This is a genomic window from Gordonia phosphorivorans (assembly GCF_042432625.1).
Lineage (GTDB): Bacteria > Actinomycetota > Actinomycetes > Mycobacteriales > Mycobacteriaceae > Gordonia > Gordonia phosphorivorans.
This window is the reverse complement of the sequence record NZ_JBHLWV010000012.1, coordinates 1-12,341: the sequence shown is the minus strand read 5'-3', so window position 1 is coordinate 12,341 and position 12,341 is coordinate 1. Positions and strand designations below refer to the sequence as shown.

Annotated in this window: 17 protein-coding genes; 2 read left to right on the top strand and 15 right to left on the bottom strand. The window is 68.5% G+C overall.

Annotated elements, in window-relative coordinates:
- Window positions 1-3 precede the first annotated feature (3 nt).
- The 9 genes from ACFFJD_RS03610 to ACFFJD_RS03570 form a co-directional block, all read right to left on the bottom strand.
- Window positions 4-837: a hypothetical protein gene (locus ACFFJD_RS03610; RefSeq protein ID WP_382361066.1), complete on the bottom strand. Its 834-nt coding sequence runs from the start codon at window positions 835-837 to the stop codon at window positions 4-6.
- A 97-nt stretch (window positions 838-934) separates the two neighbouring features.
- Window positions 935-1,120, bottom strand: a complete 186-nt coding sequence (locus ACFFJD_RS03605; RefSeq protein WP_105943221.1) for a type Z 30S ribosomal protein S14 — start codon at window positions 1,118-1,120, stop codon at window positions 935-937.
- Between the two features lies 1 nt (window position 1,121).
- Entirely contained in the window at window positions 1,122-1,700 is a 579-nt protein-coding gene (gene rplE, locus ACFFJD_RS03600; RefSeq protein WP_246991903.1) for a 50S ribosomal protein L5, read from the bottom strand.
- 1 nt (window position 1,701) lies between these two features.
- Window positions 1,702-2,019, bottom strand: coding sequence for a 50S ribosomal protein L24 (rplX, locus tag ACFFJD_RS03595; RefSeq protein ID WP_382361062.1), 318 nt, complete (start codon window positions 2,017-2,019; stop codon window positions 1,702-1,704).
- A gap of 3 nt (window positions 2,020-2,022) precedes the next feature.
- Window positions 2,023-2,391 (bottom strand): 50S ribosomal protein L14, encoded by a 369-nt coding sequence (rplN, locus tag ACFFJD_RS03590; RefSeq protein WP_382361059.1) that lies wholly within the window; start codon window positions 2,389-2,391, stop codon window positions 2,023-2,025.
- A gap of 214 nt (window positions 2,392-2,605) precedes the next feature.
- The gene (locus tag ACFFJD_RS03585; protein ID WP_382361619.1) at window positions 2,606-2,890 is read right to left on the bottom strand and encodes a response regulator transcription factor; all 285 of its coding nucleotides are present in this window, start codon (window positions 2,888-2,890) and stop codon (window positions 2,606-2,608) included.
- 134 nt (window positions 2,891-3,024) lie between these two features.
- The gene (locus ACFFJD_RS03580; protein ID WP_382361056.1) at window positions 3,025-4,107 is read right to left on the bottom strand and encodes a DUF8320 family protein; all 1,083 of its coding nucleotides are present in this window, start codon (window positions 4,105-4,107) and stop codon (window positions 3,025-3,027) included.
- The gene (locus tag ACFFJD_RS03575; protein WP_382361053.1) at window positions 4,104-5,372 is read right to left on the bottom strand and encodes a sensor histidine kinase; all 1,269 of its coding nucleotides are present in this window, start codon (window positions 5,370-5,372) and stop codon (window positions 4,104-4,106) included. Before ACFFJD_RS03575 ends, ACFFJD_RS03580 begins: the two co-directional genes overlap by 4 nt.
- Complete coding sequence (locus ACFFJD_RS03570) at window positions 5,356-6,042, bottom strand: DNA-binding response regulator (protein ID WP_382361050.1); 687 nt, start codon at window positions 6,040-6,042, stop codon at window positions 5,356-5,358. The genes ACFFJD_RS03575 and ACFFJD_RS03570 overlap by 17 nt, the downstream gene beginning before the upstream one ends.
- Window positions 6,043-6,192: 150 nt before the next feature.
- Between ACFFJD_RS03570 and ACFFJD_RS03565 the strand changes: the two genes are divergently transcribed.
- Window positions 6,193-6,957 carry an acetoacetate decarboxylase family protein gene (locus ACFFJD_RS03565; RefSeq protein ID WP_382361047.1) on the top strand — a complete coding sequence of 255 codons (765 nt, stop codon included), beginning with the start codon at window positions 6,193-6,195 and terminating at the stop codon, window positions 6,955-6,957.
- Window positions 6,958-7,020: 63 nt separating this feature from the next.
- Window positions 7,021-7,533, top strand: coding sequence for an MTB12 C-terminal domain-containing protein (locus ACFFJD_RS03560; RefSeq protein WP_382361044.1), 513 nt, complete (start codon window positions 7,021-7,023; stop codon window positions 7,531-7,533).
- A 29-nt stretch (window positions 7,534-7,562) separates the two neighbouring features.
- On the opposite strand, the gene ACFFJD_RS03555 is transcribed toward ACFFJD_RS03560, so the two are convergent.
- The 6 genes from ACFFJD_RS03555 to ACFFJD_RS03530 all read right to left on the bottom strand — a co-directional run.
- Window positions 7,563-8,621, bottom strand: coding sequence for a hypothetical protein (locus ACFFJD_RS03555; RefSeq protein WP_382361041.1), 1,059 nt, complete (start codon window positions 8,619-8,621; stop codon window positions 7,563-7,565).
- A 14-nt stretch (window positions 8,622-8,635) separates the two neighbouring features.
- Window positions 8,636-9,898, bottom strand: a complete 1,263-nt coding sequence (locus ACFFJD_RS03550) for a sensor histidine kinase (RefSeq protein ID WP_382361038.1) — start codon at window positions 9,896-9,898, stop codon at window positions 8,636-8,638.
- 295 nt (window positions 9,899-10,193) lie between these two features.
- Window positions 10,194-10,496 (bottom strand): hypothetical protein, encoded by a 303-nt coding sequence (locus ACFFJD_RS03545; RefSeq protein WP_382361035.1) that lies wholly within the window; start codon window positions 10,494-10,496, stop codon window positions 10,194-10,196.
- Window positions 10,497-10,672: 176 nt separating this feature from the next.
- The gene (locus tag ACFFJD_RS03540) at window positions 10,673-10,906 is read right to left on the bottom strand and encodes an MbtH family protein (protein ID WP_382361033.1); all 234 of its coding nucleotides are present in this window, start codon (window positions 10,904-10,906) and stop codon (window positions 10,673-10,675) included.
- Window positions 10,907-10,951: 45 nt separating this feature from the next.
- A complete protein-coding gene (locus ACFFJD_RS03535; protein WP_382361030.1) occupies window positions 10,952-11,923 on the bottom strand; it encodes an alpha/beta hydrolase in 972 nt (323 codons plus the stop codon).
- A gap of 123 nt (window positions 11,924-12,046) precedes the next feature.
- On the bottom strand, window positions 12,047-12,341 hold a 295-nt coding region (locus tag ACFFJD_RS03530), incomplete at its 5' end, for a hypothetical protein (RefSeq protein ID WP_382361028.1).

Sequence of the window (12,341 nt, the reverse complement as noted above, 5' to 3'; positions counted from 1 at the left end):
GCCTCATCGTCGACTCCCCTCGCACCAGGCCTCGATCAGGTCGAGCGCGTTCTGCAGCGCCGCTTCGATCACCTCGCGGGGGAACGCGCTCCGGTGAAAGTTCACCGAGACACACAGCTGACCGCGCGCCTCCGTCACGTAGACGGCCAGGTGGTTCTCCGACATCGGAGTGGAGGCGACCGCGTGGACCGCTGGACGGGCGGGGTCGGCCAGCCACCGCAACGACTTGAGCACCGGTGCTTGGCTGAAGTCGGAGATCGTCACGGCCGCCGGCTTGCCGGCCCCGCCCGGCTCCGCCGCGGCGTTCATCCGACGGCCCAGCCGGACCAACGGGTACCGCACGGTCAGTGAGGCGAGCAGCTGCGCCAGCGCGTTCTCCCGGCGCACGGCACGACGATAGGTCTCGCCGAAAGCGGCCGGGTCGTCCTCGTCCGGGAGTGGCACCCCCACCACGGCGAAAGCGTTGCCCATGCTGACCCTCGAGGAGTCCCGAGTGTGCTCCCGCACGTCGACCAGGATTCCGATGTCATCGGCCAAGGCCACGCCCGCCGCCTCCAGTCCCCGGCACAGGTGGTATGCGATGACCGCCCCGCGGCCGGCGACCGACGATCGATCGCGGCAGCGGGCATCGATCCGGCTCACCGAGCCCGGTTCCCCCCGGCACACGACCACGTCGGTGCCCGTATCGCCGGAGGCCGCCGCCCGGGCAGCGAGCTCGGCGTTCGGGAACCGCTCCGACGTGCAAGACCGCGGAATACGCGCGGTGACCCATCCGGCGGCTACGCGCGCCAGTGCCCGCGCGAACCGCGCGGGATGTTCCCGGGCGATCGTCCTCACAAAAACACGACGGTCCCGCTCCCCTTGCGGGTAGCGGGACCGTCGTCGTCAGTGCCGTCGGCCACCTTGCGGCAACCGGTTCAGCGCTGAGTGAGGTTTACCAGCTCGACTTCTGCACGCCCGGCAGTTCGCCGGCATGCGCCATCTCGCGCAGGCAGATTCGGCACAGGCCGAACTTGCGGTACACCGAGTGCGGGCGACCGCACTTGTTGCAGCGCGTGTAGCCACGCACCGCGAACTTCGGCTTCTTGGCGGCCTTGATCCGCAGAGCCTTCTTTGCCATGTCAGTTGTCCTTCGCGTTCGAGTCCTTGAACGGGAAGCCCAGGGCACGCAGCAACGCGCGGCCTTCCTCGTCGTTGGTGGCCGAGGTGACGACGGTGATGTCCATGCCGCGGGGGCGATCGATCGAATCGATATCGATCTCGTGGAACATCGACTGCTCGTTCAGGCCGAAGGTGTAGTTGCCGTTGCCGTCGAACTGAGCATCGCTCAGGCCGCGGAAGTCACGGATACGCGGAAGCGCGATCGACACCAGGCGATCCAGGAACTCCCACATGCGGTCACCGCGGAGGGTGGACCGGGCGCCGATCGGCATGCCTTCGCGCAGCTTGAACTGGGCGATGGACTTGCGCGCACGACGAATCTCGGGCTGCTGACCGGTGATCAGGGCCAGGTCGGCCACCGCACCGTTGATCAGCTTGGCGTCGCGAGCGGCGTCACCGACACCCATGTTCACGACGACCTTCACGACACCCGGGATCTGCATCACGTTGTCGTAGTTGAACTCTTCGTTCAGCTTGCCCTTGATCTCCTCGCGGTAGCGAGTCTTCAAACGGGGCTGAGTCTTCTCAGAGGTGGTCATATCAGATGTCCTTCCCGGTCTTGCGCGAGATACGGACGTTCTTGCCGGTCTCTTCGTCGACCCGGTAACCGACGCGCGTCGGGTTGCCGTCGGAGTCCACGACCATCACGTTCGAGACGTGGATGGGGGCTTCCTGGGTCACGATGCCGCCGGACTCGGCGCCACGCTCGTTGGCCGAGGCGGCAGTGTGCTTCTTGATGCGGTTAACGCCTTCGACGAGGACGCGCTCGCGCTTCGGGTAGGCCTCGATGACCTTGCCCTTGGCGCCCTTGTCCTTGCCCGCGATGACGATCACGGTGTCACCCTTGTGAATCTTCATGGGTCAGATCACCTCCGGTGCCAGCGACACGATCTTCATGAACTTCTTGTCACGCAGCTCACGGCTCACCGGTCCGAAGATGCGGGTGCCGCGGGGCTCGGTCTCGTTCTTGAGAATGACGGCTGCGTTCTCGTCGAAACGAATGTACGAGCCGTCCGGGCGACGACGCTCCTTGACGGTGCGCACGATGACCGCCTTGACGATCTCGCCCTTCTTGACGTTGCCGCCGGGGACGGCGTCCTTGACGGTGGCGACGATGACGTCGCCCACGCCGGCGTAGCGACGCGAAGATCCGCCGAGAACACGGATGCAAAGGATTTCCTTCGCACCGGTGTTATCGGCGACCCGCACGCGCGATTCCTGCTGAATCACTGCTGGTCTCCTTGACCTGGTCTGGATGTGTGCCGGATTGCCGACCCGACACACTCGGTCCGCTGCCACCGAAACACGCGCCTGCCTGGGATCTTTCCTCCGAGGAGGGCAGAACCAGTGGGTTCGCGTGCCGATTCGCGGTGCATGCACCGCAGGCAACCGCTCTAGTGTAGGGGTTCGCGCAGACCAGCGGCAAATTCGGCCGAACGCACGGTCACCAACGGTCGAGGTCGGTGTAGCCGTCCTGCAGCGCGCGGGCGAGCAGGTGCGCCTTGGTCGGTGCCGGCCGTCCGGCGGCGTCGTACTTGGCCCGAATACGAGAGATGTGCGTACTGACCGTGGACGCCGAGATGAAGAGACCAGCAGCGGCCTCCTCCTTCGACTCGGCCAGCAACCAGGCGATCAGTACTTCGATCTCGCGCTGCGAGAGTACCGGCCGGTTTTCTCGGTCCCCCAGAATTGCATGGCTCGCAAAGCTCGGCTCTGCACACACAGCCATCAACGTCACCGTTGTCCCCCCTTGAAAATCTCCCGACCACTACGGATGAGCACCGCAGCTATCAGCTTAGGAACGCGGCCGCGCGCCGGGTAGACCCAGAAATGGGGACAATTTTCACGCGCCACCACCGCCCGTCAAGCCTCTGGTCGACCGACACGGTCCCGGTCGGCGGCACGGTCGGCCTCGGTGCGCGCGGCACCGTCCAATCCGAAGTCCTGGCGGCTCTGGCTGTTGTCGCCGACGACGGACAGCGTGGCCAGCAGCGGCCGACCCGGCGGCAGCAATCGCACGGTCACCGCCGTGCCGACACCGGCCCGTCCCAGTGCCGTCACCGCAGCGGCCTGCAGCGGCCGCAGGAGCTCGGTGACGTCGTCGTCGGGGGATCTCCGGTCGTCGAGCAGGACCACCCGCGCTCCGCGCGCCCGCGCCGCCCACACATCGGCGCCGAGGTCCAGCGGTTCCAGACCGGGGGCCCGGATGCGGTCGCGCAACGCCGCTTCGACCAGTCCGCATTCGGTCAGCGTCCGCGGGGCGAGCTCGTCGCCGGCGGCGATCTGTTCCAGCAACGGGCGGGCGCGTTCGTCGAGATAGGCCAGTTGCCGCTCGCGCACCTCCATCGCGCCCTGCGCGGCGGCCTGCGCCACCGCCTGCACCTCGGTACGGCGCCGGAGTGCGTGAATCTGCTCGGCGCGGGGCCGCACCATGACCTCGAAGAAGGTGGCCAGCAGCAGGACCGCGGTGTTGGGCATGACGGCGGCGACCATGGCCGGATCGGGCCCGCCGATCTGCGCCGCCAGCACGGTGACCACCACGCTCAGCAGGAAGCCGGCCCAGGCCGAGGCCAGGCGCCCGCGCAGCAACAGGAACGCCAAGACCGTGACCACGCCGCCGGTCAGGGTCGCATCCGCCACACCGGGTCGCTCGCCGGTTCCGGTGGAGCCGATCAGCAGGGCGACGGCGGGCAGCACGGCGGCCACCGCCGTGGCCCGCCAGTCCATCCGGTCCCCCGGCGCCAGCAGCACCAACGCACCGGCGACGCACAGCAGCACCATGGCCGAGACGTACAGCGCGGGCGAGGTGATGCCGCCGCCGGTCAGCCCCAGCAGCACATAGGCCACCCAGAGGCCGGTCGCCAACAAGCCCGCGCCCGGCGTCTGCATACCGATGATCGCCGAGAGGTCGTTTCGTGCGGGGCGCCGCCACGTCCGCAGACTCATGAGCGTCCGTCCCACCGCAAGCGCACCGTGGTCCCCCGCCCCGGGGCACTGCTGAGCGCGACGCTGCCACCGGGAGTGTCCTCCAGCCGGGCGCGAATGCTGACCTCGATCCCGAGCCGTTCCGGCGGGACGTCCGCGACCTCGAAGCCGACGCCGTTGTCGGCGACGGTGAGCAGGATCGACTCCGCTTCCACCTCCACCAGCGCGGCCCGCTCGGCCTCGGGGCCGGCATGCATGACCGAATTGCGCATGGCCTCACCCATCGCCTCGGCGATCGCACGGATCGCGTACTCGGGGTAGCGCGCCGCGGCTTCGTCCAGACCGTCCTTGTTCACCACACCCAGCGGCACGTCCGCCTCGATCGACGTGGCCATGGTGCGCAGTCGGGCCACTGTCTCGGCGATGGAGAGCACCTCGTGCGCGGAGTCGGGGCCGTCGGCGATGACGGCCAGCTCGTGCAGGGCCGAGCGCGCCTGCTCGGCCAACCGGTGGTCGGGGTGCCGGTCGTTGGCCGCGAGCAGCGTCGCGATCACCTGATCGTGGATCAGCGCGTCGAAACGGGACCGCTCCGAGTTTCGGGCCGCCGCACCGGCCGCCTCCGCGGCCACCTGGATCGCCTCCGCGCGCGTCTGATCGAGTAGACGACCGATCCGCATGACCATGCGGATCGCGACCACGAACGGAATCGTGAAGACGATGCTCCAGAGCGCCTCTTGCGCGAACACTTCCGGCCCCGCCCCGCGGCCGGAGACGATGAGCGCTGCCCGCAGCGCCGAGCACAGCACCAGCACCACCAGCGCATCCCGCAGCCGGTGCAGCGCGACGGCGAGCGCCGGTAGGCCGGCGAAGTTGATCAGCCAGCTGACCTGCTCCGCCGAGGTCGACTCGCCGTTCCACGCGAGGTACCAGAGCCCGCAGGCCGCCAGATAGCCCACCGCGGACAGGTACACCAGCACCGGAATCAGCCGGGCCGCCCGCGCCCGCCACGTCGAGGCCAGCACGAGCACCGCGGGCCCGAAGGCCAGGAACGCGGCCACCGCGGGAAACCAGGAGGCCACCATTCCCGCCGGTTCGTCCAGGACCGGGAGCGCGATCAGAAAGTAGACGGCGAAGCCCGCCGCGACGAAGCGGGTCATCATGGTGAGGAGACGATCGGTCTCCGTACTCCCCACCGAGACCGGCGGCCGCACGGCGGCCACGGTCATCTCGCCATCCCGCCGGTCACGGCGGGAGAGCCGACGGTCGCGCTTATCGTCGGTCACCATCGTCGGTCACCGAACGCCGCGGCATCGGCAGCCAACCGTCCTCGACCGCCCGCTTGAACAGGTCGATCTTGGTGTGGGTGGGACGGCCGACGTCGGCGTACTTCTGACGAATGCGTTTGAGATATTCGTTCACGGTGTCCGGCGCGACACCCAGTTCGGCTCCGACGCTGGCCGACGTTCCGCCGGAGGCATAGAGCGTCAGTACGCGCTGCAGTTGGGGACTGAGGTTCACCGCATCCAGGTTCGGGTCGCCGTCGATCGCCGCGGCCCACTCGGTGGTCAGCACCTCGTGTCCGTGACCGGCCGCCCGCACCGCGGCCACGATCTCCTGTTCCGACGCCGACTTCAGGACCATGCCGAGCGTGCCGGCTCGGGCCGCCGAACGCAGGAGGTCGGGATGCTCACCAGAGGTGTAGACGACGGTGCCGATGTCGTTCTCGTCGAGCAGGCTGACGTTCTCCATCGGCGTGGTTCCGTCGCCGAGACGCAGATCCAGCAGGACCACGTCCAGGTCGCGAGTCTGTTCCAACAGGCCGCGGACGGTGGTCGCCGAAGCCACGAGATCGAGGTCGTCGACGTCCTCCAGGATGCGCTCCACCCCCCACACCGGCGACCGGTGATCGTCGACCATCCCGATCCGCAGCACGGCGCGATCCGCCTCGTCGGGCATGTGCCCCTCCCTCACCTTCCGAGATCATCCGCCTCATCTGGCCCGGTCGCTGCACCGGCCCCGCATGAGTACCCGCGAAGTACACTTACGTCTCACACTATCTGTCGGATACGACAACTCCGACCTTTGTCGCATCTATCGTCGACAGGCATGACCCTTCACGAGACCTACGACATTCTGGGCTCCACCGTGACGCTGCCCGTACAGATTCGCTCCGCGCGGTGTTTCGTCGCCGGCTACACCGCCGACGCCGAAGCGGTCGGGCGCGCCATCGCCGCCGCAGGCACGGCCGGCCTGCGTCCGCTGCAGATCCGGTCCGGACGCGCGCTCTGCATGCTGGTGTTCGTCGAATACCTCGACGGCGACCTGGGCCCGTACCACGAGTTCGGCGTCTGCTTCCTGGTCGAGGACCCGGCCGCACCGGGCACCTCCGGGCTGGGCGCCCTGCGCGCCCTCGGCCGCGGGGACGCGCACGCACTGATTCACCAGCTCCCGGTAGACGGCGAGTTCACGTTGGCCGCCGGGCGCGGGATCTGGGGATTCCCGAAGATCATGGCCGACTTCGACGTCGACCACGCGAGCGCCACCAAACGAGGTCGGGTCAGCGCCGACGGCCGGCTGATCGCCGAGCTCACGGTGCGCAGGGGGATCCCGGTGCCCGGCGCCGGTTCCGAGACGACCCTGCAGTCGTACTCGCAGCTCGACGGCGTCACGCGCCGGACGCCGTGGCGCCTGGGATCCACCGACGGCACCCGCACGCGACTCGGGGGAGCCTCCCTCACGTTGGGCTCCCATCCGATCGCCGACGAGCTGCGGTCCCTGAAACTCTCCCGCCGCGCCCTCACCAGCAGTTCGGTGGCCGACCTCACGATGAGCTTCGACGCTCCGCGGGTCCTCGATACCGCCCGCCCCTAGTGCCGGGCAGAACCGGCACGGTAGGTTAGGTTCACCTGACCAACTCACGAAGGATCTGAAAAGATGCAGAAGACCTTGCGCAAGCCCGTCCTGGCCGTGACGACCCTGGCAGCCGGCGCCGCCATCGCCCTCACCGGGTGCTCCAGCGACTCCGTCGACAGTGCCACCAGCACGGTCAAGTCCGCCGCGGCCTCGGCCACCGATCAGATCAAGGAGGCCGTCGACGGCCTCGACGACGCCCAGGCGCAGGAGATCCTCCGCACCGCCGTCGACCCGGCCACGCCGGCCGATCAGATCGACAGCGTCGTCGACGTCACCGATCCGGCCACCAAGACCGCCATCATCGCCTACGGCAAGGGCTCCAGCGCCGCCGGCTACACCCCGGACGTGTACACGGTGAAGTCGGTGGAGTCCACCGACAAGATCGACGGCAACTCGGCCGCCACGGTGACCGTGGCCGTGAAGTCCCCGCACGTCCCGCAGCCCATCGACCTGACCCTGACCTACGTCGAGGTCGACGGCACCTGGAAGCTCAGCGGCGACGCCGTGACCCAGCTGGCCGGCATGGGTCGCTGACCCACCCCGGAACTCACCGACCGCGTCGATCACCCTCCGGTGGTCGGCGCGGTCGTTCCGTCTGAGCGCACACTCCAGCGGCGCAGAGGCGCATCCTCGGCGTCGACGGTGATCAACGCCGCGGGTTCCCGTCCCGGCGGCAGCACCCGCACCACCATCTTTCCGGCCGGCAGCGCCGCGAGTTCGCCGACCACCAGCTCGGTCACCGACGAGAGCACGGTCTGCGCCTCGCGCTCCGGGAAGGCTGCCAGGCCACCGTCGTCCAGCAGTGTCACCCCGACGCCGCGTTCCCGGGCCCCGCGCACCACGGCGCCGATCTCCGGAGTATCGAGCACAGCTCCGCGGATCCCGTCGCGCAAGCCCAGTTCCAGCAGCCGCGCCTCCCGCAGGTCCTGGGCGGTCAGTTCCCGGCCCTGCGCCACGCGCGACAGGAGCGGACCGACGTCGACGGATAGCCGCTCGATCCGGGCGCTACGGCGACTAGCAGCCGCACGGGCGCTGCGCGTGCGGCTGGCTGCGTCGCGATGCAGCCACTTCAGTGCGCTCAATTCGCCCAGCATTCCGTGCAGGGTGACCGCAGCCGCGGTCACCACGAGGAAGGTGGTGCCCAGTGCCAGCGGGTAGGCGACCCCCAACCACCCGGTGAATCCGAGCGCTCGGGCCACCAACACCACGCTCACCGAAATCCCGCCGAAGCACGCCCAGGCCAACCACGGAGAGCCCCGGAACACCAGCAGCACCAGCGCCAGCACCCCCGCGGAGATCACCGGATAGTGGCTGGTCAACGACGGCGGCATCCCGAGCGCGACGGCCGCCGCAGCCGACCCGGCGGTCCCGACCAGCCCGAACACGGCGATCACCCGCCCGGTCTGCGTGCCGAAGTGATCCCACCAGAACACCAGATACAGCAGCAGCAGCCCCACCACGGCCACCGCCACACCGGTGAGCACCCAGTACGCGGCCGGATACCGAGTGGGTGGGATGGCCACCGGAACCGTGCCCGCGAGCGCGACGAGGGCGACCAGCAGCGACGCCTTGACCAGCTGCCACGGTCGCTCCGGCACGGCCACGGTGCGACCACCCGTCACAGTGCGCCCACCCGTCACGAGACACCCGCCACGGCGCGGTGCCAGGCGAGCCGAACCCGGGTGCCCGCGCCGAGCTCGCTGTCGACGACGGAACTGCCGCCCGGGAGCCTATGCATGCGTTCGCCGATGGCGATCGGCACCCCGATCGCCGTGGGCGGAAGACTCTGGGGTTCGAAACCGACTCCGTCGTCGACCACCTCGACCACCACGTCGTCGGCCCGCACCGCGATCCGCGCCAGGCAGGTGACCGCGGGCCCGCCGTGCAGACGCGCGTTGCGCACGGCTTCCACCGCGGCATCGGAGAGGGCCACCGCGGCCTCGAAGGGATACTCGGCGCCGGGGACTTCCTCGAGGTCGATCTGAACCCCGGAGGCACCACCCAGTTCGGAGACGGCGGTGGCCAGTTTCGTGGAGATCTCCGCCCCGGTCAGCGCCCGTCCCGGCAGTTCGGCGTCGGCGGCACTCTCCCAGTCGGCGAGCTCGTCGAGCACCGACCGCGCCTGTTCTGCGGTGAACGCATCGCTGCGGCCCGAGTCCAGTTCGGCCAGCAGCGCGATGATGCGATCGTGGACCAGGGCGTCCAGGCGCTGCCCTTCCCGATCCCGCGCGATGTACCAACTGCCTCGACGAGCGGCCCGCAGCGCCCGTCGTCGTTCCTGGTCGGTACGGTCGGCAGCCACCATCACCGCGCGCACCAGCGCCAGGTACACGAGGGTCACGCCGATCGACCACAAGGTCGCCATCAGCAGCTCCAGGTCGAGGCGCCCGTAGCTGAGCTGACCCACGCCCACAGCGCCGATTCCCACGCACGAGACCAGGGCCAGCACCGCCCACCCCGAGCGTCGCGCCAGGATCAGCGCGACGGCGGGCAGATGCAAGAAGATGTTCTGCAGGATGGGACGGTCGGCCACTCCGAGGAGATCCAGGTCCGCCCCGTTCCACGCCGGCTGCCAGGACAGCACCGACGCCAGGCACATCGCCCAACTGACGACGGCTGCGGGACCGACCCAGTCCGGCCGGTTCGCCCCGCCCACCACACCCCAGATCGCCGCGCACACCAGGAGACCCGCCAGGTGTGTGCCCGGCCACCAGGGTTCCACCACGCCGCGATAGTGCGGATAGGAGGCCAGCGCGAGCACGGCGAGCATCCCGTACCCGACCGCCAAGGCGAAAGCACCGAAGCGCTGGATCCTTCCGGCCGAGGACACCCCGTGCATCCCGAACCGCCGCGCCGGGGCGCCGGCAGCACGGCGCACGGGGAGGTCGGTGCTGGTCACGGGTTTCTACTCTCCGAATGTGGGGGCGTCGCGGTCACCCTACTCCAGACCGAGAGGGACGCCGAGACGCCGAACGGCCCAACTTTCAGAGATAGTCGGGCCGAGCGCTCACGCTCGCCTGAGACGCGATCTGCGAGGAGTGGATAGGCCACCGGCCCGGGGCTCCGCCGTTGCCCGAGGGAGGCCCCGTCAACGATCGGCGCAGCACGACTGCCGTGCTCGGTGCGGCCCTTCGAGAAGCGCGACGCGACGCGCTCGGCCGATCCCGGTGGCGGCGCCGTCGGGATCTGCCGGACTAGACGGCGGCCGGCAACTGCCCGTCGTCCGCCAAGCCTCGCCCCAACCACATGCATGCGTCGGCGATCCACTGGGCTTGAGTTTGGGCAGGCGCGTGCAGCAGCGCTTCGGGGAGGAGACTCATCAGCGCCGCCGCCAGCGCGGCGCTGTCGGAAAGCTGCTGCTCGCCGACGACGGCACGATACCCGTTCAACTGCTGCGACAGCTCACCGTAGGTCACGGTCCGCCCGCCAAGTCGGACGGCGGTCATCCAGGGCGTCGCCGTGCCTCGCTCGGCAATGCGCCTGAGAAGATCAGTCATGTCGGCACCTATCACTGGCGGGCATTCCCCGCAGTCCGCTCCCCCGTTCGGGGTATTACTGCGCAGTATTCCAAACTGCCGCAGCCCGCGGCAGCCCCACCAATGTGATACCTGTCACCTTCAGTGCATCGACACTCGGCGTCGACCCGTGCCCGGTCGACCCGACCAAGCCCCGGTCAGGTTCCCGCGCGCTCGGCCGCGTCACGCTCCATCGCGTCAATCAGGCTCTGCGGACGCAGGTCGGTCCAGTTCTCTTCCACATAGGCCAGGCACGCCTCGCGACTGTCCTCACCGAACACTTGAGTCCAGCCCGCCGGGATGTCCGCGAAGGTCGGCCACAGTGAGTGCTGGTTCTCGTGATTGACGAGTACGACGAAGCGGCCGTTCTCGTCATCGAAGGGGTTGGTCATGGGGCTTCCTTTCCAAGAGGAGAATCACTGAGGGTCCCGATCGAATCAGCGGAGGTCACGTTCGATCATCGGCCAGGTCTTGTGCAGATCGTCCTGCCAGTAGCCCCACGAATGAGTGCCGTTGGGACGGACGAGCGTGGTCGTCTGCACATTATTGCGCTTGAGGGCCCGGATCATGTCGCTGGTGCACTGGTTCACGACAGCCTCGATGACGCCGCCGACGACGATCTGATTGCCCAGCGCCAGGGGATTCCCCTGCACGTCGGGAGCCTCGAGATTCTCGTGCTTGCCGGGGAGCCCGTTGCCGGTGGAGATGTACACCTTGGTTCCGCGAAGCTTGTGCGCCTGCAGGTAGGGGTCGTTCGCTCGCCAGCCCGGACCGTTCAGCGGTCCCCACATGTTCGTCATGTCGGCGCCACCTCGCCCCTCGACGACCTGGCGAATGTACTCCTGACCGAGCGGGTCACTGGTGCGTGCGCAACCGCTGTATGCGGCCACCGACTCGTACAGCCCCGGCGCGGCGATCGCCAGGTTGAAGACAGACGTCCCCGCCATCGAGATTCCCGCTGCCGACTGCTTTCCGGTGGTGCCGTACGCGGCATCGATCACCGGCGGAAGTTCCTTGGTCAGGAAGGTCTGCCACTTGTTTCGACCCAGCGACCGGTCGTTCCGCTGCCAGTCCGCGTAGTAGGAGTAGGCGCCCTCCTGCGGCGTCACCACATTGACGTGGCGGTTCGCGAAGTACTTCACGTAGTCGGTCTTGTCGCCCCAGCTGGCCTTGTTCTCGGGCCCACTCGCACCGTTGAGCAGGTATAGAGTCGGCGCCGGCCGGCTGGTGTCCTTCGGACGCAGCACGGTAGTCGTGATGTTGCGCCGCATCGAGGGCGAATACACCTCGACGCTGTACTCCTGGGGGCCGACCTGCTTGCTTGAGACGATCGTTGCACTCTGCGCAGCCGCTTTCGGCGCACCGATCAGTGCACTCAGGCCGAGAACAATTGCGCTGGCAACTACCACCGGTCGTCGAAGATATCGCACTGAACAGCCTCCCTAGGAATGACCTCTCCGAGGATAGTACGGGTCTGCGACCGAATCCGACTATCGGCCAATTGAAGGATCAGCGAATTCCAGCGGGAGAAGTCACCCCACACGCAGCCGCACGACTTCCTGGTAGTCGAGCTCACGCCCCAGCCAATCGACGATCCGAGACAACTCGAGCGCCAACGCTTCCGGATCAGCATGGCCGCACAACCGAGGGCAGCAATGCGCCGCCGCCGCGCACAGCGCAGCCTCCTCACGCATGCCGTTCTCGCTCAGCGCGACAGAATAGCCCTCGATCGCCCGCGCAAGGTCCGCGTAGCAAACCTTGCGCCCGGCGTCGCGTACAGCCGTCAGACCAGGCATGAGCCGCGCCTTCTCGACGACATGGTCGGCG

What these genes read in the sequence shown, in the direction of transcription:
- ACFFJD_RS03565 (WP_382361047.1), top strand. Translation starts at nt 6,193, where the DNA reads ATGACCCTTCACGAGACCTACGACATTCTGGGCTCCACCGTGACGCTG.
- ACFFJD_RS03545 (WP_382361035.1), bottom strand. Translation starts at nt 10,496, where the DNA reads ATGACTGATCTTCTCAGGCGCATTGCCGAGCGAGGCACGGCGACGCCC.
- ACFFJD_RS03540 (WP_382361033.1), bottom strand. Translation starts at nt 10,906, where the DNA reads ATGACCAACCCCTTCGATGACGAGAACGGCCGCTTCGTCGTACTCGTC.
- ACFFJD_RS03570 (WP_382361050.1), bottom strand. Translation starts at nt 6,042, where the DNA reads ATGCCCGACGAGGCGGATCGCGCCGTGCTGCGGATCGGGATGGTCGAC.
- rplE (WP_246991903.1), bottom strand. Translation starts at nt 1,700, where the DNA reads ATGACCACCTCTGAGAAGACTCAGCCCCGTTTGAAGACTCGCTACCGC.
- ACFFJD_RS03585 (WP_382361619.1), bottom strand. Translation starts at nt 2,890, where the DNA reads ATGGCTGTGTGTGCAGAGCCGAGCTTTGCGAGCCATGCAATTCTGGGG.
- ACFFJD_RS03605 (WP_105943221.1), bottom strand. Translation starts at nt 1,120, where the DNA reads ATGGCAAAGAAGGCTCTGCGGATCAAGGCCGCCAAGAAGCCGAAGTTC.
- ACFFJD_RS03575 (WP_382361053.1), bottom strand. Translation starts at nt 5,372, where the DNA reads ATGGTGACCGACGATAAGCGCGACCGTCGGCTCTCCCGCCGTGACCGG.
- ACFFJD_RS03560 (WP_382361044.1), top strand. Translation starts at nt 7,021, where the DNA reads ATGCAGAAGACCTTGCGCAAGCCCGTCCTGGCCGTGACGACCCTGGCA.
- rplX (WP_382361062.1), bottom strand. Translation starts at nt 2,019, where the DNA reads ATGAAGATTCACAAGGGTGACACCGTGATCGTCATCGCGGGCAAGGAC.
- ACFFJD_RS03580 (WP_382361056.1), bottom strand. Translation starts at nt 4,107, where the DNA reads ATGAGTCTGCGGACGTGGCGGCGCCCCGCACGAAACGACCTCTCGGCG.